Source organism: Phyllobacterium sp. P30BS-XVII (assembly GCF_014138335.1).
Classification (GTDB): Bacteria; Pseudomonadota; Alphaproteobacteria; order Rhizobiales; family Rhizobiaceae; genus Phyllobacterium; species Phyllobacterium meliloti.
Genome location: NZ_JACGXO010000005.1, coordinates 103,909 through 126,433, shown reverse-complemented (window position 1 = coordinate 126,433; position 22,525 = coordinate 103,909). Strand labels below are relative to the sequence as shown.

27 protein-coding genes are annotated in these 22,525 nt (G+C 56.1%); 12 read left to right on the top strand and 15 right to left on the bottom strand.

Annotated elements, in window-relative coordinates:
* Positions 1 to 114: 114 nt before the first annotated feature.
* Positions 115 to 597, bottom strand: coding sequence for a hypothetical protein (locus tag FHW17_RS15275; RefSeq protein ID WP_112528608.1), 483 nt, complete (start codon positions 595 to 597; stop codon positions 115 to 117).
* Between the two features lie 318 nt (positions 598 to 915).
* On the bottom strand, positions 916 to 1,611 hold the full coding sequence (locus FHW17_RS15270) for a fumarylacetoacetate hydrolase family protein (RefSeq protein ID WP_182510368.1): 696 nt from the start codon (positions 1,609 to 1,611) through the stop codon (positions 916 to 918).
* A 154-nt stretch (positions 1,612 to 1,765) separates the two neighbouring features.
* Here FHW17_RS15270 and FHW17_RS15265 point away from each other — a divergent pair, with 154 nt between their 5' ends.
* Both FHW17_RS15265 and FHW17_RS15260 read left to right on the top strand, forming a co-directional pair.
* On the top strand, positions 1,766 to 3,070 hold the full coding sequence (locus tag FHW17_RS15265) for a glucoamylase family protein (protein ID WP_182510256.1): 1,305 nt from the start codon (positions 1,766 to 1,768) through the stop codon (positions 3,068 to 3,070).
* A 77-nt stretch (positions 3,071 to 3,147) separates the two neighbouring features.
* Positions 3,148 to 4,044 carry a diacylglycerol kinase family protein gene (locus tag FHW17_RS15260; RefSeq protein WP_112528604.1) on the top strand — a complete coding sequence of 299 codons (897 nt, stop codon included), beginning with the start codon at positions 3,148 to 3,150 and terminating at the stop codon, positions 4,042 to 4,044.
* Positions 4,045 to 4,106: 62 nt separating this feature from the next.
* Here the strand turns inward: FHW17_RS15260 and FHW17_RS15255 are convergent, their stop codons facing one another.
* From FHW17_RS15255 to FHW17_RS15220, 8 genes are all read right to left on the bottom strand, one after another.
* Positions 4,107 to 4,556 carry a hypothetical protein gene (locus FHW17_RS15255; protein ID WP_112528602.1) on the bottom strand — a complete coding sequence of 150 codons (450 nt, stop codon included), beginning with the start codon at positions 4,554 to 4,556 and terminating at the stop codon, positions 4,107 to 4,109.
* A 128-nt stretch (positions 4,557 to 4,684) separates the two neighbouring features.
* Positions 4,685 to 5,551, bottom strand: a complete 867-nt coding sequence (locus tag FHW17_RS15250; RefSeq protein ID WP_227988124.1) for an alpha/beta hydrolase — start codon at positions 5,549 to 5,551, stop codon at positions 4,685 to 4,687.
* A gap of 27 nt (positions 5,552 to 5,578) precedes the next feature.
* Positions 5,579 to 7,198 (bottom strand): molybdopterin-binding/glycosyltransferase family 2 protein, encoded by a 1,620-nt coding sequence (locus tag FHW17_RS15245; protein WP_182510255.1) that lies wholly within the window; start codon positions 7,196 to 7,198, stop codon positions 5,579 to 5,581.
* Positions 7,195 to 7,908, bottom strand: coding sequence for an XdhC family protein (locus FHW17_RS15240; protein WP_182510254.1), 714 nt, complete (start codon positions 7,906 to 7,908; stop codon positions 7,195 to 7,197). Before FHW17_RS15240 ends, FHW17_RS15245 begins: the two co-directional genes overlap by 4 nt.
* A 2-nt stretch (positions 7,909 to 7,910) precedes the next feature.
* The gene (locus FHW17_RS15235) at positions 7,911 to 8,243 is read right to left on the bottom strand and encodes an XdhC family protein (protein ID WP_112528594.1); all 333 of its coding nucleotides are present in this window, start codon (positions 8,241 to 8,243) and stop codon (positions 7,911 to 7,913) included.
* Positions 8,240 to 9,499 (bottom strand): VWA domain-containing protein, encoded by a 1,260-nt coding sequence (locus tag FHW17_RS15230; RefSeq protein ID WP_182510253.1) that lies wholly within the window; start codon positions 9,497 to 9,499, stop codon positions 8,240 to 8,242. The genes FHW17_RS15235 and FHW17_RS15230 overlap by 4 nt, the downstream gene beginning before the upstream one ends.
* Before the next feature lies 1 nt (position 9,500).
* Positions 9,501 to 10,427 carry a MoxR family ATPase gene (locus tag FHW17_RS15225; protein ID WP_182510252.1) on the bottom strand — a complete coding sequence of 309 codons (927 nt, stop codon included), beginning with the start codon at positions 10,425 to 10,427 and terminating at the stop codon, positions 9,501 to 9,503.
* A 16-nt stretch (positions 10,428 to 10,443) separates the two neighbouring features.
* Positions 10,444 to 10,899, bottom strand: coding sequence for a flavin reductase (locus tag FHW17_RS15220; RefSeq protein WP_112528588.1), 456 nt, complete (start codon positions 10,897 to 10,899; stop codon positions 10,444 to 10,446).
* A 275-nt stretch (positions 10,900 to 11,174) separates the two neighbouring features.
* On the opposite strand from FHW17_RS15220, the gene FHW17_RS15215 reads away from it, so the two are divergent.
* The 4 genes from FHW17_RS15215 to purB all read left to right on the top strand — a co-directional run bounded on the left by FHW17_RS15215 (position 11,175) and on the right by purB (position 15,654).
* Entirely contained in the window at positions 11,175 to 12,257 is a 1,083-nt protein-coding gene (locus FHW17_RS15215) for a branched-chain amino acid ABC transporter substrate-binding protein (protein ID WP_246706855.1), read from the top strand.
* Complete coding sequence (locus FHW17_RS15210) at positions 12,257 to 13,264, top strand: P1 family peptidase (protein WP_182510251.1); 1,008 nt, start codon at positions 12,257 to 12,259, stop codon at positions 13,262 to 13,264. The genes FHW17_RS15215 and FHW17_RS15210 overlap by 1 nt, the downstream gene beginning before the upstream one ends.
* 70 nt (positions 13,265 to 13,334) lie before the next feature.
* Complete coding sequence (rpe, locus tag FHW17_RS15205) at positions 13,335 to 14,006, top strand: ribulose-phosphate 3-epimerase (RefSeq protein ID WP_182510250.1); 672 nt, start codon at positions 13,335 to 13,337, stop codon at positions 14,004 to 14,006.
* A gap of 340 nt (positions 14,007 to 14,346) precedes the next feature.
* The gene (gene purB, locus FHW17_RS15200) at positions 14,347 to 15,654 is read left to right on the top strand and encodes an adenylosuccinate lyase (RefSeq protein ID WP_091877504.1); all 1,308 of its coding nucleotides are present in this window, start codon (positions 14,347 to 14,349) and stop codon (positions 15,652 to 15,654) included.
* Between the two features lie 64 nt (positions 15,655 to 15,718).
* Here the strand turns inward: purB and FHW17_RS15195 are convergent, their stop codons facing one another.
* Positions 15,719 to 16,630, bottom strand: a complete 912-nt coding sequence (locus tag FHW17_RS15195; RefSeq protein WP_182510249.1) for a VOC family protein — start codon at positions 16,628 to 16,630, stop codon at positions 15,719 to 15,721.
* A gap of 175 nt (positions 16,631 to 16,805) precedes the next feature.
* On the opposite strand from FHW17_RS15195, the gene FHW17_RS15190 reads away from it, so the two are divergent.
* Positions 16,806 to 17,354, top strand: a complete 549-nt coding sequence (locus tag FHW17_RS15190; protein ID WP_112528677.1) for an alpha/beta hydrolase — start codon at positions 16,806 to 16,808, stop codon at positions 17,352 to 17,354.
* Positions 17,355 to 17,362: 8 nt separating this feature from the next.
* On the opposite strand, the gene FHW17_RS15185 is transcribed toward FHW17_RS15190, so the two are convergent.
* Positions 17,363 to 18,127, bottom strand: coding sequence for an aldolase/citrate lyase family protein (locus FHW17_RS15185; RefSeq protein ID WP_112528582.1), 765 nt, complete (start codon positions 18,125 to 18,127; stop codon positions 17,363 to 17,365).
* A gap of 123 nt (positions 18,128 to 18,250) precedes the next feature.
* Positions 18,251 to 18,568 carry a DUF1476 domain-containing protein gene (locus FHW17_RS15180; RefSeq protein WP_091877508.1) on the bottom strand — a complete coding sequence of 106 codons (318 nt, stop codon included), beginning with the start codon at positions 18,566 to 18,568 and terminating at the stop codon, positions 18,251 to 18,253.
* Positions 18,569 to 18,902: 334 nt separating this feature from the next.
* On the opposite strand from FHW17_RS15180, the gene purC reads away from it, so the two are divergent.
* From purC to FHW17_RS15155, 5 genes are all read left to right on the top strand, one after another.
* Positions 18,903 to 19,667, top strand: a complete 765-nt coding sequence (gene purC, locus FHW17_RS15175) for a phosphoribosylaminoimidazolesuccinocarboxamide synthase (RefSeq protein ID WP_091877510.1) — start codon at positions 18,903 to 18,905, stop codon at positions 19,665 to 19,667.
* Positions 19,668 to 19,700: 33 nt separating this feature from the next.
* Entirely contained in the window at positions 19,701 to 19,940 is a 240-nt protein-coding gene (purS, locus tag FHW17_RS15170) for a phosphoribosylformylglycinamidine synthase subunit PurS (protein ID WP_091877513.1), read from the top strand.
* Positions 19,941 to 20,609, top strand: a complete 669-nt coding sequence (purQ, locus tag FHW17_RS15165) for a phosphoribosylformylglycinamidine synthase subunit PurQ (protein ID WP_182510248.1) — start codon at positions 19,941 to 19,943, stop codon at positions 20,607 to 20,609. It abuts the gene before it with no gap.
* A gap of 78 nt (positions 20,610 to 20,687) precedes the next feature.
* On the top strand, positions 20,688 to 21,347 hold the full coding sequence (locus FHW17_RS15160) for a glutathione S-transferase family protein (protein WP_112528578.1): 660 nt from the start codon (positions 20,688 to 20,690) through the stop codon (positions 21,345 to 21,347).
* A gap of 26 nt (positions 21,348 to 21,373) precedes the next feature.
* The gene (locus FHW17_RS15155; RefSeq protein ID WP_091877519.1) at positions 21,374 to 21,790 is read left to right on the top strand and encodes a hypothetical protein; all 417 of its coding nucleotides are present in this window, start codon (positions 21,374 to 21,376) and stop codon (positions 21,788 to 21,790) included.
* A 47-nt stretch (positions 21,791 to 21,837) separates the two neighbouring features.
* On the opposite strand, the gene FHW17_RS15150 is transcribed toward FHW17_RS15155, so the two are convergent.
* The gene (locus FHW17_RS15150; RefSeq protein ID WP_112528574.1) at positions 21,838 to 22,059 is read right to left on the bottom strand and encodes a DUF1127 domain-containing protein; all 222 of its coding nucleotides are present in this window, start codon (positions 22,057 to 22,059) and stop codon (positions 21,838 to 21,840) included.
* Between the two features lie 156 nt (positions 22,060 to 22,215).
* Positions 22,216 to 22,461, bottom strand: a complete 246-nt coding sequence (locus FHW17_RS25215; RefSeq protein ID WP_246706854.1) for a DUF1127 domain-containing protein — start codon at positions 22,459 to 22,461, stop codon at positions 22,216 to 22,218.
* Positions 22,462 to 22,525 lie beyond the last annotated feature (64 nt).

Genomic DNA, 22,525 nt, shown 5'->3' with positions numbered 1-22,525 from the left:
ATAAGCTCGGCAATCATGGCGTCAATATGCCACAACAGCGGCAACACTCAACTTTGGCCGCGCCAAAATCGAGTGTATAACCCGTTAGTTATTGCATTCTGGTGAATTGTGCTACTAGGCAGCCTGATCCAAAGCAAGGTGACGGTACGATCCCGGCGCCCGTACTCTACCTACAGCTGCAGATGGTGGTGTAAGGCCCATGCCTTCTGCGATGGCTGTCGCCACTGAATTGCTGTTCTGGATCAGGAATGAGTAAACCAGATCGGACGCCCGGATACGGGCAGCCATATCGACCGCCGCGCGCCATTTTGTGGCAATGGCTGTATAATTACCCTCAAGCAGCAATGTCGTGCGCGATGTCGGGCGCACATAGAACTCCGGATAATAGGTGAGATCCCGGTTGGAATAATCAGTGACGACAGCCGTCAGCCGGCCACGGATCGCGCAATAGTTGAAACTGTCATCCGCATTGGCTGCGCCGCCATTGATTTCGTAGAGCGGACGGCCTGTCTCATCGGTCCAAACCACAAAATTATGGCTGGCAATCCCGGCAAAGCGCGGGATCGGATAGGAGCCAAAGAGAATGCGGTGGTTCATAAAACGCGTGCTCTGGAGTTGTGGTTCAAGGAAAATCAGAATCTTCAATAGACCATTTAATTTCAAAGACAACAGGGGAATTTCTAACAAAAATGTTATGCGTATTTGCTTAGCCGGAGCACAATCGGTTCATAGACACAAAACTGTCAAACTTGCTGCCTCTGCGGGCCGAATTATCGCATTTTGAGGCCAATCTGCCGGAGCATAAAGACAAATTCCTGCAGATCAGCCTCAAAAAATTATTTTGCACTTTTTTGCGAGCGAAACGACGAAATTGTTTCCCTTCGCTGGCAAAATTGAATGCAACCGCCCCCGGGATCAAACCACCCGCGCGCGAATTTCGCCAATGCCATCAACGCCGCCATGCATTTCATCGCCCCTGACAATGGCACCAACCCCGGCAGGTGTTCCTGAAAAGATGAGATCGCCCGCTTGGAGCGTGAACAATGTCGATAGATAAGCAATTGTCTCCGGCACATTCCAGATCAGCTGCTTCAGGTCGCCGCGCTGGCGCTCCTTGCCATTCACATTGAGCCAGATCGCTCCTGAGGACGGATGGCCGATTTTCGATGCGGGAACAATGTCCGAACAGGGCGCAGAGGCTTCAAAAGCCTTGCCCACTTCCCACGGACGGCCAAGTTTCTTGGCTTCGCCCTGCAAATCGCGCCGGGTCATATCAAGCCCGACCGCATAGCCGAACACATGCTCAAGTGCCTTGTCCGCGGCGATATCCGATCCGCCCTTCCCCAGCGCGATCACCATTTCCATTTCATAATGAACATCGTTGGAGCCGGACGGGTAAGGAAAATCACCATTGCCGGTAACGAGTGTGTCCGGATTCTTCTGGAAAAAGAACGGCGGCTCGCGGTTCGGATCATGGCCCATTTCAATGGCGTGATCGGCGTAGTTGCGACCGACGCAGTAAATCCGGTGGACAGGAAACAGCTTTTCCGATCCGGTTATGCGCAGGACGGGTTGCGAAACCGGCTGGAAGACGAATTGATCATTCTGCATCATGGGCCTTTCACACGAGATTGATCGCCTTGGTCCAATTTGACCTTGGCAGACGGACGATCACGCTACACATGGTATGGAGATCAGACAGATATCGGATATATCTGGGCAAGTGTAGCGGCGTTGTGCCCTGTAGCAGGAATATTCAGCCTTTATGGATCAAACATTCGTGCGTGAAAACACAGACATCGCCGCCGATGATGCCACTTTGCTGGATAGGGTTCAGCGGGCAAGCTTCCAATATTTCTGGGACGGTGCGCATCCGCAAAGTGGTCTTGCACGCGACCGGTCAGGTAAAAATGCCGATCCTGCCAATGATCTTGTCGCAGCGGGTGCGACCGGGTTTGGTTTTATGGCGATTCTCGTGGCCATCGAGCGCGGCTGGATTGAACGGCAGGAAGCCATCACCCGTATCGGGACAATGCTGACCGCGCTGGAGAACACCAAACGCTATCACGGCGTCTTCCCGCATTTCTTTCACGGCGCCGACGGATCAACCATCCCCTTTTCCATGCGCGATGATGGCGGCGATCTTGTCGAAACCTCATTCCTCTTTCAGGGGCTGCTCTGTGTCAGGCAATATTTTACCGCGCCAGCGCCCGATGAGACCATACTGCGCAAACGGATCGACCATCTCTGGCATGGCGTCGAGTGGACGGCACACATCAAGCATGATGAGAAGGTGCTGTACTGGCACCACAGCCCCCGCTACCATTTTGCCCGCAATGTACCCATTCAGGGCTGGAATGAAGCCCTCATTACCTATGTTCTGGCCGCTGGCGCACCCAGACACGGCATTGACGCTGACATCTATCATGAGGGTTTTGCCAAAGGCAGCCAGTTCATCAACCGGCGCGATTACTACGGCATCAACCTGCCGCTTGGTCCTGATTATGGCGGCCCGCTGTTCTTCGCGCATTATTCGTTCTGCGGCCTTGATCCACGCGGCCTTTCCGACCGTTATGCCGATTACTGGCAGCAGAATTGCAACCATGTCCGTATCAACTACCAGCATTGCGTGGAAAACCCGCACGGCTATCGCGGCTATGGCCCTGACAGCTGGGGCCTGACCTCCAGCCATGGCCCTGCGGGCTATGTCGTCAGTTCACCGGCATCGGATTTCGGCCTGATCGCACCCACAGCTGCTCTTTGCAGCCTGCCCTATCTGCCCGATGAATCCATGAATGCCATCAGGCATTTCTTCAAACTACCGCAGGCAAAGATGTGGGGCCGCTTTGGTTTTGTCGATGCATTCTCGCAAACCAGCGGCTGGTATGCCCGCACCTATCTCGGCATTGATCAGGGCCCCATCGTCACGATGATTGAAAACCACCGCACCGGCCTGTTGTGGAAACTGTTCATGACCGCACCTGAGGTGCAGCAGGGATTGCAGAAGCTTGGTTTCACCAGTCCGCATCTTGCCAATAGTGAGCAGGCAATTTTGGAACCAATGGCCTGATTGTGCATTGCCACATCGAGAACAGCCGGTCACATTCCGGCCTGATATTATGATATGCCTGCCATCGGGGACCATTCATGAAAATCCATGCCGTTTTCAACCGCGATGGCGGAACGTTCCGCACGATGGATATGAAAGCATTCGCCCAGACAGCGAAGGAAATCTTTGAAAAACATGGCCATAGCTTCGAAAGTGAAAGCGTGGCCGGTAAAGACATCGTCAAGGCGCTGACAAAGGCCGCTACGCAAGACGATGATCACATATTGATGGCAGGCGGCGGTGATGGCACCATTTCCGCCGCAGCCGATGTTGCATGGAAAGCGGGTGTGCCGCTGGCTGTCTTACCTGCGGGGACCATGAATCTTTTCGCCCGCTCATTGAAAATACCGCTGGAACTCAATGCCGCGCTGGAAAGTCTGGCTGATGGCACCATTAAGGCGGTGGATATTTCGACCGCCAACGGACAGACATTCGTTCATCAGTTTTCAATCGGGTTTCAGCCGCGAATGATCAAGCTGCGCAACACGCTGGAATTCAACTCGCGCTGGGGAAAACGTCTGGCGAGTATGCGGGCCTTTGCGGTTGTCATTGGCAATCCGCCGCGTTTTGCCGTCCGCATGACCATTGACGGCGCACCGACAGAGCGCACCGTCTCGGCCATTTCCATCTCCAACAATCCCTATGGCCGGGGCATGCTGCCGATCGCCGATGATCTGGATCGGGGTGAGCTTGGCGTTTATGTCGCCGAGCGGCTTTCTCCGCTGTCAGTGATGAAGCTGGCGGCAACAGTGCTTATGAGGTCGTGGCGCAGGAACATTGATGTGAACGAAATATTGGCCAGAGAGGTGGACCTGCACTTTCCGCATCTTTATTCCGAGGCCAAGGCAACAATAGATGGTGAGCTTGTCCCATTGGGGCAGGACGTGACCATCAAAATCCATGCGGGCGAATTGAAAGTTCTGGTTCCCGCTTAATCAAAGCTCAAATAAAAACGGCGCAGCTCGCGCCGCGCCGCTTCATCAATAAAGTAAAGCAATCAGCCCTGCTGTTGAGCCTGCTTCTTCCGGGTCTTCTTAACCGGAGCGTCAGCAGCAGTGCCACCAGCGGCCTTCTTGGCAGCGGCGGCTTCTTCAGCGGCAGCCTGATCAGCGCTCTTGCCCATTGTATCGACAACCGAGCGAACCTTGCCCTTGTCGGAAACGGTGCAAAGCGCATCGCGAATATCAACCTTCAGGCTGACTTCGTTCATACCAGCGCCAACTTCACGTTCATCAACAGCGCGGATATTGCGTTCTGACAGAACATATTTGCTGGCTGCCGCCGCGATGCACGGACCTGCGAGTTCCGAGCTAACGGGAGGGCGAACCGGTGAGAACGTTGCGAATGTCGGGCCCATGCTGGGCTCACCGGTGGTCGAACATGCGGCCAAAGGAACAAGAATTGCCAAGGGAGCAATCCGGCTGAAAAGAGAGGTAGGCAGGCGCATGGCTTTCTCCGCAAAGTCTCATCGCAGGGTGATGTCTGATTAGGCCGGAAACTATTCGCTTTTAGCCATTTGTCTAGTGGCGCAATTGCCACAATGGCACTTTATTGCCACAATCCCCAAACCTTACCTCATGGTGCAACGGTGAGCATCCAGTTCAAAACACCTCGCCAATCCGACATGCGGATCGGTGTTCCGTGATTACCGGTCTCGAAGCGAACGAAGCGTACGGGATAGCCTTTGGAGGATTTGCGTATCTTTTGGTAAAACGCCTCCTGATCATCAATGCCGAACACCGGATCGCGGCTGCCATGGCCAAAGAAAACGGGAATACGCCGCTTGTATGAGGGCGAACCGATGAACTTGTCTTCCCAGAGAGAGCCGAGAATAACCAGGCCTGATATGTTTTTCGCCGCCTCAGCATCCTGCGCCAGCCCCCAGCACAGGGAGCCACCCATTGAACCACAGGCGACAAACAGCTTGGCTTGCGGTGATTGCGATTTGAAATAGGCAATCAGCCCGGCAATCTGCGCGACGCCTTTATCACCAAAATCGCGAAAATCCGGTGTGAGGTACAGCCCGCCATTGAGAACCATCAAATTCTTGATGCGGTTGAAATTACCGCCAAAAGTAAAATCATTCATGCCCTGCTGGCGATTGCCGCCCTGCCCGTGCAGATAGATGGTGATGATGGAAGCACCGGGTTCAATTTTCCCCGCAGCCATGACCTTCACTGGTCCATTTGCTGTTGTGACCACCAGATCTTTCTGGGCCCGCTTGGCGGCAAGGTCGATATATTTGCGTCTCACGCGCAGCTCAGGCACCTCGTCACGCCCGTTAATATCGCGCATTTCATTGTAGTCGACCACGATGTAATCGCCGCCATCACCAGTTTTCATGATGCCCGGATAAGCGAATATATCGTCTTTGAACGGCTCAAGCTGCGTGGCAAGCGCGGCGCTGGAAAAACAGACGGCAGCCAGCGCGCCAAGAAGAATAGTCCTGATCAAATGCAAGTCCCCTGATTACCGCACCGTTTCCACGATGGTCCCGCCTGCCAGCCGCAACATATCCGGCGTGTCTACGTCAATCGCCGCCGCTTCGCCAAGCTCTACATCAATGACCGGAATATCACCACGCTCCACCAGATGCCGCGCACCGACATCCCCGGCGAGCGTGAATACTTCATCAAAGAGGAAACGCGGAAGGATGACCGGATTGCCGCGCTTGCCCCGAAACGTGGCTCGCACAACCGTTTGTCCGCCGACATCATGGAACTGCCGGATCAGGGTCTGCAGGTCGGAGGCAGACAAGGCAGGCATATCGGCAAGCATGATCATCACCCCATCCACTGATGCCGGAAGATGCCTGATAGCCACATGCAGCGAAGAGGCAAGCCCGCTGGCATGATCCTTGTTGAGCGCGATGTTCACGGGCAAGCCATCGAGCGCCGTGCTGCATTCCTGCGCCATATGTCCGAGAACAGCAATAACCGGTTCGCCTCCCGCCCTGATTGCCATCTCCGCCGAGCGGCGGATCAGCGGCACGCCATCGAACGTCGCCAGCAATTTGTTGGTTCCGCCCATGCGGGTGGATTGACCGGCAGCAAGAATGGCGATGGCAACAACGGGCTTGGGTAAGGGAGGTCGAGGGTCGCGTGGCTGTGGCCGCGTCGGGATTTCCATCAGCAGGCCGCCAACACCCATGCCGACAATATCAGCCTTGGTAACGGGAATATTGGCCATGAGACGGTCAATCACCCAGTCAAAACCGTTTTCCTTGGGGCTGCGCGCGCAACCTGGCGCACCAATAACGGGTTTTCCGTCCAGTTCGCCCAATACCAGCAGATTACCTGGATCAACGGGCATGCCGATATGATGCACCGTCCCACCCGCTTCGCGAATAGCCGCCGGAACCACATCGTCCTTGTCGACCACGGCGGAAGCGCCGAAAATAATGACCATATCGCTGTTCCGGTGCATTTGCCGGATCGATACGGCCAGCGGGCTGACTTCATGTGCCGGGCGCAACTCGCCAATCAGGGTGCCACCGCTGGCAGCGGCGCGCGCATCAAGAACCCGTGTTGTCTTGTCGAGCACGGAGGATTTGACCGATGCGAGCGTGGTCTGGATCAGCCCGACGCGTGAGCCGGAAAAAGCATGAACCCCAAAAGCATTGCGTCCATCGGCAAGATTGGCAATCTCACTGAGAACTGATTTCGCGACGGCAAAAGGGATAATCTTGATGGTCACGACCATCTGCCCCTGCTCTACCCGCTCAAACGGTTTCAGCGTCGCGATAGTCACAGACGGATCGACTGAATTGATCGCGTTAATGAGATTGGCATCCACGGTAAAAACGCCCGATGCCTGCGCATAACAGTTCACCCGGCCCGTTGCGGCTGGCCCCGCCTGAATGCCGAACCATTGCAAGGCACTGGTTATCTGCCGGGCGGCGGCGTTCTCCTCGACATCATCGGCGTCAAGCCGAGCCGCCGTCACCTGCGTAACACCGGCACCGCGCAACTGCTCGATGTCATCCGTCGTCAGGACGTGCCCCTTTTTCAGCTTCACGGCACCCGCGTGGGTAGAATGGGCCAAAACGGCCCCAAGTGCCTGATCCAGAGGTGTATCGCCGAAAATCATGCGGTCTTTTCCAGTGTTTGCGGCATGCGCAGACTGCGGGCGCGAAAAGCCTCGATGATTTCAGCCAGCACCGCCACGGCAATCTCGGCAGGGCTTGCCGCACCTATATTGAGCCCGATCGGCGCGTGAATGGTGGCAATACTTTCATCGCTAAGACCAACCGCCTGCAAACGCTCCACCCGTTTGGCATGGGTTTTGCGGCTGCCCAGCGCACCGACATAGAAACACCCGGCTTTTAGGGCTGCTTCCAGCGCATAATCGTCAATCTTCGGATCATGGGTAACAGCGGCAACCGCCGTATAGGCATCAAGCGGATGCGTTTTCAACACATCCTGCGGCCATTCGGCAAAAAGCCTCACATCGGAAAACCGCTCCGGCGTGGCAAAAGCCGTACGCGGGTCGATGATTTCCATATCATAGCCTGCAACCTTCGCCATAGGCACCAGCGCCTGACTGATATGCACAGCGCCGATAACCACAAGGCGCGGCGGCGGCAGATGCACATTGAGGAAGAACGAGCGCCCATCAACCTCGACCACACCTGACTGACCCGACAGAAAGGCCTTTGTGATCACTGCGCCCAACTCTCCGGCAACCGGATCGCCTTCCTTGATCACCCGGTCACGGCCATCGCCAAGATCGGTCAAAAGCAGCGCCGCCCGGCGCGCACGGCGCTCAATGTTCAGTTTTTTGAGGCAATAGGGGTCCACGATCAGCCCAACCGTTCCACATAGACTTTGATGCGCCCACCGCAGGAAAGTCCAACCTGCCACGCGGTTTCATCGGCAACGCCAAATTCCAGCAATCGCGGCTCCCCGCTGGTCAATACGTCCATAGCCTCCGATATCACCGAGCCTTCGACACATCCGCCTGAAACCGAGCCTTCGAAATTGCCCTTCTCGTCAATGACAAGGTGGCTGCCGACAGGACGCGGCGCTGATCCCCATGTTTCGACAACTGTGGCGATAGCAACATCACGGCCATCAAGCATCCAGCTTTCGGCAATCAGCAATGGGTCCAGCTCACTCGTGTTCAATTGTGTCATAAAGGCCTCCCTCGGCATGATGAATATAACGTGGGTTGCGGGAAAGACCTTTGCAACCAGCGTTTCGGATCATCACGCTTTTCTGACGGACGGCCCAGCGCTTTGCACAAATCCTCCAGCGCATCGAGATTATGCACGGCGCGAAAATCATCGACATAGGGCAACATCGCCCTCACTCCTCGGGCGCGTGGTTCAAAACCCTCGAACCGCAGAAGCGGATTGAGCCAGATCAGCCGCCGGCACGATTTTGCCAATCGTTCCATTTCCGCTTCAAGCCCGCAGGTTTCCTCCCGCTCCAGCCCATCGGTGATCAGCAGAACCACCGCACCTTGACCCAGAACCCGGCGCGACCAGTGCCGATTGAATTCCCGCAGCGTTTCGCCGATACGCGTGCCGCCCGACCAGTCGCGCACAGCACCGGTGCAATGGGCAATCGCGTCATCGGGGTCCCGGTAGCGCAATGGGCGGCTGATATTGCTCAACCGCGTTCCAAAGACAAAGCAATTGATACGACGGCGCTTGGCCATCATCGCATGCATGAAATGCAGGAAAATCCGGGTGTACTGGCTCATGGACCCGGAAATATCCGCAAGCACAACCAGTGGCGGGTGTATTTCGCGCCGCGAGCGAAATTTCGGCAGGATGAGATCGCCGCCGGTTTTCAGGCTCGCACGCATCATGGCGCGCGGATCGATACGCCGTCCCTTCGGATCGGCCCGAAAGCGCCGCGTCTCCACCTTGTCGACAGGCAAGACCAGTTGATCCATCGCCCGGCGCGCTTGGGCAAGCTCGCTGGCGGTCATCTGGGCGAAGTCCTTGGAACGCAACACGTCCCTGCCGGAAAAGGTGAAACGCGCATCAATGTCTGTTTCAGGCGGTTGCTGCTGTGGTTCATGGCGGCCATTGCTATTGAAAAGCGCTTGGCCGACACGCGCTGCCGTCGGCCTCGATCGCTCCGGTTCCATGGCATCGGGCGAAAACATCGCGAGCATTGCCTCAATCAACGCATGCGAGCGCCAGTACAGCCTGAAAGCCTCGTCAAATGTTGCGTGATCCTCGCGCCTGACAATGAGAACGCTGCGCAACGTCCAATAAAAATCGTCACGCGAGCCGATACCGCCGGCAAGAACAGCCTCTATGGCATCCTTGACCGCCGCGGGCCCAACACGCACACCCGCTTTGCGCAGGGCTCTGGCGAAATAGACAATATTGTCTGCCAGCCGGCTGGTTGATGGCGATGATGTCGACGTTTCCATCCTAGGCTGCGTTCAGCTCCGCCGTGACCTCGTCGAGAATGCGCTGTCCCTCGCCTGCAGCGATCCGTGCGATGTCATCCTGATATTTGAGCAGCACGCCAATTGTATCGGAAACCGTCTCCGGATCGAGCGCCAGCTTGTCCATCTCGGTCAGTGCCCCGGCCCAATCAATGGTTTCGGCCACACCCGGCAGCTTGAACAGGTCCATATCCCGCAATTTCTGCACGTAACGGACGATTTCGTCGGAAAGCCGTTCATTGGCGGATGGCACCTTACGCCTGATGATCTCAAGCTCGCGCTCCGCCGTGGGGTAATCGACCCAGTGATAGAGACAGCGGCGCTTCAAGGCATCGTGGATTTCACGCGTGCGATTGGTGGTAATGATGACAATGGGCGGTTCGGTGGCCGCAATCGTGCCAAGCTCGGGTATCGTCACCTGATATTCAGACAGAACTTCCAGCAGAAACGCTTCAAAGGCCTCATCCGTGCGATCCAGTTCATCGATCAGAAACACCGGAGCCCTGCCCGGTTCGCCAGACAGCGCCTGCAACACAGGACGCCGGATCAGGAACTTTTCGGAAAATACATTGCGTTCAATGGCAGATTTGTCGAGCGTTCCTGTCGCTTCATCCAGCCGGATCTCGATCATCTGCGCCGCATAGTTCCACTCATAGACGGCGGAGGAAATATCAAGACCTTCATAGCATTGCAGACGAATGATCGGGCGATCCAGCGTCGACGCCAGAACCTTGGCAATCTCTGTCTTGCCGACACCCGCTTCGCCTTCGAGAAACAGCGGGCGCTTCATGCGCAGGCAGAGAAACAGCACCGTTGCCAGTGCCCGATCAGCCACATAGCCACCGGTTTCAAGCAGTGCCAACGTCTCGTCAATCGATTGCGGCAATGGTGAAACGGACTGGTCGGCCATGGAGTCTCCGTTGGTTCTAGTCTCCTACACCGTGATAGGAGCGGTTGAGATAGACGAGTGACTGGCTGCGCTCGCCAATATGCAGTGCCGTCACCTTGCCATAGATGACATAATGCGTCGCCACCTCATGGGTGGCAATGATACGGCAGTCAAAACTGGCCAGCGCATCGGCGAGTACCGGTGCGCCCGTTTGCAGCGTCTGCCAGTGTCCAAGCGCAAAGCGGTCTTCCTGCGAAAGTTCCCCCTTGCCTGAGAAAGCCTCCGAAACCGCCTGCTGGCCCGACGAAAGCACGTTCAGGGCAAAAACCTGATTCTCGATAAATAGGTGGTTGAATTCATGCTGGCGGTTCAAACAGACCAATATGGTCGCCGGGTCGTCAGACACGGAACACGCTGCGGAAATCGTCACGCCGCGCCTGCCCGCCGGTCCATCTGTCGTAATGATGTGAACCGCTTCCGCAAAATGGCTCATGGCATTGCGGAAGGCGAGCGGTTCTATCTTCTGATCTTTGGCGATGAGCACTATATTGTTTCCATTGTCCAAATCATCACTATCGCAACATGCATCCGAACCATAGGGCTTGAACCACTGGAGCAGAATATTTTTTCCGCGCCTGCGATCTGACACCGATATTATCGCACCATGCTTATCCTTTTATATAGAGCCGCATTGCGCAGAGTGAAGGAAACAGCTACCCAAATCGAACGTTTGGTTATCCAATGTCCCGAAGGTACGGCAATATCGCAATGAATCCCATGATACGCGCCGCAACGCTTGGCCTATGCCTGTTGTTCAGCTGTGTCGCCTATGCGCAGGACAAGATCGGCGTCATCGCGCCGCTTTCCGGCTCCTTTGCGCGGCTGGGCAGCCAGCTTGTGGACGGCGTCAATGTGGCTGTCTCCGGTAATAAGCAGGGTCAGGATATTGGCGTTGTCACCGCCGATGACAAATGTGACGCTGCGGGCGGTGCCGCCGCGGCCCGCGAAATGGTGCTTGCCAATGCCACCATCGTTATCGGATTTCTCTGTGCAGAATCGCTTGAAACAGCCCTACCCATTCTTAGCCAGAAGGGCATTGCCGTCATAACACCGGGTGTACGGGACCAGACGCTGACAGAATTGCGCGCCGAAACGCCCTATCAGGTATTTCGTGTAGCACCGTCCGAGCGCAATGCCGCACGCGAAACCGGCGATCTTCTGGCGGGCATCTGGCGATCCTCCCCCTTTGCGATCATCGATGACGGCACCATTTTTGGCCGCGAGATTGCCTCCGCCGTGCGGGCGCGGCTGGAGGAAAAGCGCCTGAAGCCTGTATTCACCGATACCTATCGCCCCGGCCTCGATAATCAGAACGCGCTTATCGGGCGGTTGAAACGTGCCGGAGCGACACAGGTTTTCATTGGTGGCGAAAGGGATGATATCGTTGCCATCGGCCGCAGCGCTGCGGCGCTCAACTATCCTCTCACCATTGTCGGCGGCGAAACGCTCAACGCAATCACCAATGGTAGCGATCTGTCCACGGGAACCTTGATGGTCGCACCCGTTGACCCGGCAACGCTCGAAAGCGCGCGCAATGCCAAAAATGCCATTGAACTCGCGGGCAAGGCACCGGAGGGCTATACGGTGCCCGCCTATGCCGCGGCAGAAGTTGCCATCCAGCTTCTGACCACCGCACAGGCGCAAGCCGCCTCGCTGGCTGATCTCCTGCGCAAAAACGTGTTTGATACAGCCATCGGACCCGTTCAATTCGATGCGCATGGCGAGCGTATTGCCGACACCCTTCGTCTGCAACGCTATGATGGAAAGCAGTTCGTGCAGGAGACGAAGTAATGCCGCTTAAATCTGGCCCTCGCAACCTCATCACCGATGTCGCCGGATTGAGCATCGGTAATGCTGCGGATGCAACAATCAAATCCGGCACCACCGTTATTCTCTGCGATGAACCCGTGACAGCGGCTGTACAGGTTCTTGGCGGTGCTCCCGGCACACGCGAGACTGATCTTCTTGAACCGCACAACACCGTTGAAACCATCAATGCGCTGGTTCTTTCTGGTGGTTCCGCCTTTGGTCTGGATGCCGCCTCCGGTGTACAGGCGGCTTTGCGCGAAAAGCGTATCGGCTTCAAAGTCGGTGGCCAGCGCATTCCCATCGTTCCCGCCGCCATCCTGTTCGATCTGATCAATGGCGGTGACAAGGATTGGGGGCTTTACCCGCCTTACCGCGAGCTTGGCTATGAGGCGGTGCAATCCGCGTCGCGTGATTTTGCCCTTGGCAGCGTGGGTGCGGGCACGGGTGCGCTTGTGACCGGGATGAAAGGCGGGCTTGGTTCGGCCTCATCCATCCTGCCCAGCGGCGCCACCATGGGGGCGCTTGTTGCTGTCAATGCGCTTGGGTCGGTTACTGTTGGCAAAACCCGCCATTTCTGGGCCGCGCCTTTTGAGGTCGATGATGAATTTGGCGGGCTTGGCCTGCCCCATCCACTTCCCTCCGATGCGGCGGATATCAAAACAAAATTCAAGGAAGCGGCCAAGGACACCAATACAACCATCGGCGTCATTGCGACGGACCTGCAACTCACCAAAGCACAGGCCAAGCGTCTAGCCATTGCAGCCCATGACGGTTTTACCCGCGCCATCTGGCCGTCCCATACACCATTCGATGGCGATCTGGTGTTTGCCCTTGCAACGGGAACCGCCGGACGAGCACCTGAAATCGATGAGTTCATCGAGCTTTGCGCCGCCGCTGCTTCAACCATGGCTCGTGCCGTCGCGCGCGGCGTATTTGCGGCAACATCGGCGCCCAATGACCTGTTTCCTGTGTGGAGCACGCGCGCCTGACAGGGTTTTCATTGTGCCTGCCGGATACCCATGGTAACGGGCGCGCACAAAACCTCTACCGGAGAACGCCATGAGCCGTCCCCTTGTCATCGCCCCGTCCATCCTCGCTTCGGACTTTTCCAAGCTTGGCTGGGAAGTCACCACGGTCCTTAAAGCTGGTGCTGACTGGGTGCATATCGACGTCATGGACGGCCATTTCGTCCCCAATATCACTTTCGGCCCCGAAGTGGTCAAAGCGATCCGCCCGCTCACCGATGCCGTGTTCGACACGCATCTGATGATTTCGCCCTGCGATCCCTATCTTGAAGCTTTCGCCAAGGCGGGCTCCGATATTATCACCATTCATGCCGAGGCCGGTCCGCACGTCCACCGCTCGCTGCAGGCAATCCGCGCGCTCGGCAAGAAGGCGGGTATTGCCATCAACCCCGGCACACCTGAATCCGCCATCGAATATGTTCTGAACGATATCGATCTGGTGCTCGTCATGACCGTCAACCCCGGCTTTGGCGGGCAAAAATTCATCACTGAAACCTTGGGCAAGATTCGCAAGATCAAAGCCATGATCGGCGACCGTCCGATTGATCTGGAAGTCGATGGCGGAATTACCGCTGACACCGCCGGACTGGCGACAGAAGCCGGTGCCAATGCACTTGTTGCAGGTTCCGCTGTGTTCAAGGGTGGCTCGGAAGCCAGCTACCGCGCCAATATCGATCTCATCCGCAACGCAACGCTCAAAGGCTGATATAGGCTTTCCCGCCATCAGTGGTGCGCGGGTTCGTGGTTCGTGGTTCGTGGTTCGTGGTTCGACAAGCTCACCATGAGGGAGAGTGTGGATGCAAGGATGATCGCCAGCTTTGCAGATCACAAAGGTTGCAGAGCTTGACTCCCTTTCATCACCCCTCTCCCTCATGGTGAGCTTGTCGAACCACGAACCACGAACCACGCACCACAAACCACTCCCACCCCCTACTGAACTCAGTATTTCCCACCCATGCTGAAAAAGCCGCGTTGAGTACAGCGCCATGGTCTGTTAGAGCAGGTTTCACATTCATCCGCCCATCGATTGCCAATAGGAACACACAATGATCCCGCGTTATTCGCGGCCCGAAATGGTCGCCATCTGGTCCCCGGAAACGAAATTCCGCATCTGGTTCGAAATCGAGGCCTATGCCTGCGATGCGCTGGCGGAACTTGGCGTTATCCCGAAGGAAGCTGCTGCGACCATCTGGGAAAAGGGTGGCGCTGCCACATTCGATATCGACCGCATTGATGAAATCGAGCGTGAAACCAAGCACGACGTTATCGCGTTCCTGACCCATCTGGCCGAGATCGTCGGTCCCGACGCGCGTTTCGTGCATCAGGGCATGACCTCCTCCGACGTGCTCGACACCTGTTTCAATGTACAGTTGATGCGCGCCAGCGATATTCTGCTTGCTGATCTCGACAAGCTGCTCGTTGCGCTAAAGAAGCGCGCTTTCGAGCACAAGGATACGGTCACTATCGGCCGCAGCCATGGCATTCATGCGGAGCCGACGACTTTCGGCGTCAAGCTGGCACAGGCCTATGCCGAGTTCGAGCGCTGCCGTACCCGCCTCATCGCCGCCCGCGCGGAAATCGCCACCTGCGCCATCTCAGGCGCTGTCGGCACTTTTGCCAATATCGACCCTTATGTCGAAGAACATGTGGCCAAATCGCTTGGTATGGAGCCGGAGCCGGTTTCAACGCAGGTTATCCCGCGCGACCGTCACGCCATGTATTTCGCCACGCTCGGCGTCATCGCCTCGTGCATTGAGAGGCTTTCGGTGGAAATCCGCCATTTGCAGCGCACGGAAGTTCTGGAAGCGGAAGAATATTTCTCCCCCGGCCAGAAGGGCTCGTCCGCCATGCCGCACAAGCGCAATCCGGTGCTGACTGAAAACATGACCGGCCTTGCCCGCATGGTTCGTGCCTTTGCCCTGCCCGCCATGGAAAATGTGGCGCTGTGGCATGAACGCGATATTTCGCACTCATCGGTTGAGCGCATGATCGGCCCTGACGCAACAATCACGCTTGATTTTGCTCTCGCCCGTATGACGGGCGTTATCGACAAGCTGCTGGTTTACCCTGACAACATGTTGAAAAACATGAACAAGTTCCGCGGCCTTATCCATTCCCAGCGCGTATTGCTTGCGCTCACACAGGCAGGCGTTTCGCGTGAAGATTCCTACCGCCTTGTCCAGCGCAATGCGATGAAGGTCTGGGAACACGGCAAGGATTTCCTTGAGGAACTTCTGGCCGATACGGATGTGCGCGCCGCTCTGCCCGAGGAAACCATCCGCGAAAAGTTCGACCTTGGCTATCACACCAAGCATGTCGATACGATTTTCAAGCGGGTTTTTGGCGAGGCTTGATTGCTGCGCTGCTGATTAAGCTGTGGCGGGTGTTTTCACCCCCGCCACCAATCAAACATCCAATTTATCCAAAACTTTTTCCCGGCACGATTCGCATGACATTGCCCCAGGGATCAACGATCTCGCGTTCATCCTTGGCATCAACCGAAACAAACTCCGCCCAGGCAAGACCGGAGCGATCATTATCACGCTTGCCGGCACCCCTGCTCTGCCAGGAATTGGCAGCGACATGGTGGTGATAGCCACCTGTTGACAGGAACACGGCACTGCCGCCAACCCCGGCGACGGTCTGCATGCCAAGTTCCCTGTGCCACCATTCCTCTGCTTCACCCGCATTGCCGACACGCAGATGCAGATGGCCGACCATGGCCCCATCAGGCGCGCCAGTCCATTCCGCCGTATCCGGCTTCAGCTCGCCAAGCAGATTGCCGACATCAAGCGCAGCCGTACCCATCTGAACCGATGAACCGTTCCATTTCCAGCTTTCATGCGGACGATCCGCATAAATCTCGATGCCATTGCCTTCAGGATCGGTCAGATAGATGGCCTCGCTGACAACATGATCCGACGCACCGACAATAGGCGTGCGCTGATCGATGGCGCGTTTGGCCCAGCGGGCAAGGTCAACGCGTCGCGGCAGGAGAAACGCCGTGTGATAAAGCCCGGCGCTGCTGGGATCATCGGCGCGAATGGCTGATGCCTGCTCGATTTCGAGCAGAGGCGTATCGCCAGCGCCAAGCACAACCGTCTGCCCCTTGCGGGACAGTTCGCGCAGGCCCACCACATCCGTGTAGTATTTTGAAAGCTGATCAGCGTCCTTGGCCTTGATGCCCACTTTTGACACATGAGTCGGGGCCATTGCTGCAAAAGGTAGATTGTTCATATCTGTCTCCGCGCGGGCTGGTTCTCCGCCCGCAATCGCCTGAAAGGCAAGCACCCCGGCACCACCGACAACATCTCTGCGTGTAACCTTCATGTGCATCCCCGCGATTTCATCACCTGTTTCATTGGTGATAAGGTCGGCTCTCTCAGGCCAATATACAAGCCACGCAGCGGCGAACAGCATGTTCACTATTAGTGAACCGACCAATCGTCACTGTTTACAATCTTGCCACGTTGCGATCCGGCAGATTTTTTCCTAAATGGGGGATATGAAAGTCAAAGACGCTGATATTCTCATTATCCCCGGTTACACCAATTCCGGCCCCGACCACTGGCAGTCCCGTTGGGAAGCAAAACTTTCCACCGCGCGCCGTGTCGAGCAGAAGGAATGGTCAAAGCCTGTTCTTGCCGATTGGGTGGCCGAAGTGGTCAAGTCAGTCAATGAAGCGACACAGCCGGTTGTTATTGTTGCCCATTCGCTTGGCGTGCCAACCTTTGTGCATGCGCTGCCGCAGATTGCTGACAAGATCAAAGGCGCGTTTCTGGTCACGCCGCCGGATGTATCGAATCCAAAAATACGGCCAAAGCACCTGATGACATTTGGCCCCTACCCGCGTGAGCCTTTCACATTTCCGTCGGTGGTCATTGCCAGCCGCAATGATCACTACTGCGAGTATGCAGTCGCGGAAGATCTGGCCGCCGCATGGGGCTCGCTGTTTATCGATGCGGGTGAATCGGGCCATCTCAATTCCGAATCCGGCCATGGACCATGGCCGGAGGGTTCGATGGTTTTTGCGCAGTTTATCTCAAGGTTGTAAGCGTCGCTCTACTCCCCCACAGCATCCAGCAGGCTTTTGACACCGGCCTGCAGATAGCCAGTATCGACCGCGAGTGGAACATAGGTATAGCCGAGGCTGGTGAATCTCTTGGCCAGTTCCGCATTCGCCGCATAGATGCCGCAGAGCTTGCCCGCAGCGAGGGCCTTGGCTGCGATCTCCTTCAATGGCTCAATGATAGCTTGCGATCCCGCATCCACCTCGGCTCCATTGCTCCAGCCGATGGAAAAGTCCGAGGGGCCGACGAAAACACCGTCAATACCGTCAACGGCAAGGATACCATCCAGCGCCGCAAAGGCCGCGCGGGTTTCGATCATCGCAAAAGCCAAGGTCTTGCCGTTGACTTCACTGAGATAAGCGCCGGAGCCGCCAGCGCCATAACTTGCGGGCCGTCCGCGCAATTGGCCCCATGAACGCTCGCCAATCGGCGGATATTTCATCGAAGCCGCAAACCGCTTTGCATCTTCAATGGAATTGATCATCGGGGCGATAACACCCTCCGCGCCGAAATCCAGCGCGCGGCTTGCCATGTCGAAACGGTCAACAGGAATGCGCACCACCGTGTGCTTGCCTGCATTCTGGATGATGCCGACACTTTGCAGCACCGATTGCGTATCAAACGCACCATGCTGCATATCGAGCATGAAAGTGGTGAAATCCGTACGGCACAGGGTTTCCATAACCAGCGGATAAGGCAGGTTGCACCAGGCGGAATAAACCGTTTCTCCCGCCCTCAGACGTGACGCTAGCGACATGATTTCTCTCCCTGATGCTCTGCTGATGGTCGACTCGGCCTGCAGTGAAGCAAAAACGGCGGAGGTGCGCCAACAAAAAACCGCCCGTGAAGGGCGGTTTTTACGAAGCGCGTGCAGGTGAGATCAGGAGCCCTGAATCTGCTTGATAGCTTCCTGCAGCATCTCGTCCATCGTGCGGCGGATGCGGTGATCGGATTTGTCGACGCCAGCGGCATCGAAATCAGCCCGGATCTTGCGGAAAACATCGTCGTCGCCGGCTTCCTGAAAATCTGCCTTGATGACCTCAAGCACATAGGCTTCGGCTTCCGCGCCTGTTTTACCAAGCTTTTCCGCCGCCCACTGACCGATCAGCTTGTTGCGCCGTGCCTCTGCCCGAAAGCGAACTTCCGCATCATGTGCGAATTTGTTTTCGAAGGCATTTTCGCGATCTTCCATTGTCATCCTCTCTTGCTCCCGCAAAATGAATTGGTCATTCCGGTGAAAGATGCCTCCCGGGTCTTGGCATTTTTAGGGCAAGTCCCGATCAGCATGGTTTCTGAGGTCCATATAACTATTCTGCACAAAATCTAAAGTCTGAATTGAACCTCTTCAGTCAAACATGGGTCACTTTGTCGTGGAAAGTCCATATAACCCATAATTCGGGGGATCACATACCCCATAATTCAGGGGAACTCATAAAGTATCATTGTAGAATGCTTGCTTTTACGATAGTTAGCGCGCCAACATGATGGCTATGACCAAGGCCGACCGATAACTCCAATACCAGAGACCTGCAATGAATCGTCGCCGCCGTGTCTACGAAGGCAAAGGCAAAATCCTTTACGAAGGACCAGAGCCAGGAACACTTGTTCAACATTTCAAAGACGACACCACCGTGCTGCATCCCAAGAAGCACGAAGTCATTGATGGCAAAGGTGTTCTGAACAACCGGATTTCCGAATATATATTCACCCAGCTGAACCGCATGGGTATTCCGACGCACTTTATCCGCCGCCTCAACATGCGCGAGCAGCTGATCAAGGAAGTCGAAATCATCCCGCTACAGGTGGTTGTGCGCAACATTGCCGCCGGTTCGCTGGCAAAACGCCTTGGAATCGAGGAAGGCACGGTTCTGCCGCGCTCGATCATCGAATTCTACTACAAGGCCGATGCGCTGGATGATCCGATGGTCTCCGAAGAGCACATCACAGCCTTTGGCTGGGCAGCGCCGCAGGAAATCGATGACATCATGGCTTTGGCCATTCGCGTCAACGACTTCCTGAGCGGTCTGTTCCTCGGCGTCGGCATTCAGCTTGTGGATTTCAAGATCGAATGCGGACGTTTGTGGGAAGGCGACATGATGCGTATTGTCGTCGCCGATGAGTTTTCGCCTGATTCCGCCCGCCTGTGGGATAGCCAGACCAATGAAAAGCTTGATAAGGACCGGTTCCGCCGTGATATGGGCGGCCTGATCGAAGCCTATCAGGAAGTGGCCCGGCGCCTTGGCATCATGAATGAGAATGAACAGCTGCGCCCCACCGGGCCGGTTCTGGTTAAATAAACGCTGATTGAACAATCCCGGAGAAGACAATCGATGAAGGCACGTGTCACTGTAACCTTGAAAAATGGCGTTCTTGACCCACAGGGTAAGGCGATCGTCGGCGCGCTCGGCAGTCTTGGTTTCGAGGGCGTCGCATCCGTGCGCCAGGGCAAGATTTTTGATGTCGAGGTCAACACCACAGACCGCGCAACTGCCGAAGCCAACGTCAAGGCGATGTGCGAAAAGCTGCTCGCCAACACAGTCATTGAAGATTACGCGGTGGAGCTTATCTAAATGAAATCAGCTGTCGTACTTCTCCCGGGCCTTAATCGCGACCGTGACATGATTGCGGCGCTGACGAAAATCTCCGGCCATGCACCCCAGACCGTCTGGCAGACGGACACGGAAATCCCCGATGTCGATCTGATCGTCATTCCCGGCGGCTTTTCCTATGGCGACTATCTGCGGTGCGGCGCCATTGCCGCCCGTATGCCCGTCATGCAGGCGATCCGCGAAAAGGCCGACAAGGGCGTCATGGTCATGGGCGTGTGCAACGGTTTCCAGATTTTGCAGGAAGCTGGCCTTCTGCCCGGTGCTTTGATGCGCAATGCATCGCTGAAATTCGTGTGCCGCGAAGTGAAGCTTGAAGTGACCAACGCCAACACCGCCTTCACCCGCGGTTATTCGCATGGCCAGATCATTCGCTGCCCGGTTGCACATCATGAGGGCAATTTCTTCGCTGACGAAAAGACTTTGGCCCATATCGAAGGCGAAGGTCAGGTGGTTTTCCGCTATGCGGAAGGCACCAACCCGAACGGCGCCATGAATGACATCGCCGGCATTATCAGCGAAAAAGGCAATGTTCTCGGTATGATGCCGCATCCGGAGAACCTGATTGAAGCCGCCCATGGCGGTTCCGATGGCCGCGCACTGTTTGCGGGCATTCTTGGGATTGCCGCCTGAGTAAAATTCTATACGTTTGAGAAATGCCGTTTTGATCCGCAATGGATCGGAACGGCACTCAAATGGAGGAATTGAGACATGAAACTCTACTCTCGGCCACTATCCCCCTACTCCTCAATTGTTCGCTGCATCGCCTATTACAAGAACGCACCGATCAAGGTTGTGGCCCCACCCGCAGGTTGGCCGATCCCCGAAGAGTTTCGCAGTATTTCTCCATTCAATCGCATTCCGGTTCTGATCACCGGCTCGGGCCTCACGGTCCTCGAAGCCACCGTCATTTCGGAATATCTGGAAGAACATTTCCCCGAACCTGCCCTCCTGCCTGCGGACTCGCGTGATCGCGCCGTCGTGCGCATGACGGCTCGCCTTGCCGAACTGGAAGTGCTCGTGCCGGTGATGGAGCTTTTCGAACTCGTCCACACCAAATCGAAAGACGATGCCCGCATCACCAAGCTTTTTGCCCAGCTGGAAGCCGGTCTGCGCGAGATCGAGCATCGCATTGGCCACGGGCCTTATGCCCTTGGCAACCAGATGACGATGGCCGATGCATGGCTTACGCCAATCCGTTTCCTCTTCAACCATTTCCGGGTGATGACGCGCCGCTCGCGCCTCCTGGAACCATTTCCGAAATTTGACGCCTATGAGCAACTGATTGTTCAGGATCCGGTGCTATCGCTGGTCTGGTTCGAGATGGCGGATGCTTCAAAAGTGTTCCTCGCGGAACTTGAGGCAAGTTAGACCGTAAATTCATTGGAGATAGCTGGATGCATATGAAGACGATTGGCATGGCCATGATGATTTCGCTCGTGGCACTCGCCGGATGCCAATCGCCAAGCAAGCCGGGGCCTGGTTCCCTGGCTTTTGGCTCTGACAAGGCTGCCCTTGCCACCATGGAACGGGTGGCGCTGGCCGCCAATACCTGCTGGTTCAAATCAAAGGATTCGGCCTTCAAGCCCTATCATCTGGCACCGGAACTGAATTCCTATTCGGGACGTCCGCGCATTCTGGTGGTCCCGGCTGGTAATCCCGGTGGACGCCCGCTGCTCGTCGTTCACGCGGAGGGTAACCCGGCCAAGGTTGAAGCCTTTGGACCGCTGATGGGCCATTCCATGGGAAATCGCATCTCGTCAGACGTACAGCGCTGGGCTGCAGGAACGCCATCCTGCACCGCGCGCGGCTGATCGATTACAAACAGGAGGCCGGTGCGATCCGCACCGGCTTTCAAACCTCAAGCGGACAAATAGCGATCGAGATCGGCCTCGACATGATCGCGGGTCAAAGCAAGGTCTTTCAGCCCCTCATCGCTCAACCTGCCAAGTTGCAGTCGCGTGCGCCGTTTCATCAGGGCGCTTTCCACCCATCCGGCAAATTGCGACAGGAAGTCGGGCTGTGAGGCATAGGTCAGGCCCCGGATAGCAGGCTGGTTAGGTTCTACAAAAGTCGTACCCATATGCGCCTCCCTAAAACGGTTGAATATGTAATATATATGTAAATCACAAAAAATTCATTCAATATTACTGAGCGCAGGTATCAGCTATTCTGATTAATGCCCAAACAGCATTCGCCGCGCAACAATCGGCAATTTTGCCGATTGAGCACGGGGCAATCAATCCCAGAAAAACCGTTTGGATTCATGCCAGGCCTGCGATGGCGTCATGCCGATATCCTTCAGCTGATCCTTTGTCAGTTCGCGCAGTTCGATACGGGTGCGGCGCTTGACGGCTGCCTTGCTCATCCACGCAACAATGCGGCGCAGTATTGTCCCCCTGTCATGGGGCAGTTTTGGCAAAAAGACCGCTTTTACGCCTCTTGAACTCGCACATTCTCTTTCGATTGCATCAATTGTACTCATAATCTCCATCCTACCAAGCCGAAATGACTCGAATTGTATCGTTAATTCTAATGGATTGACTCAA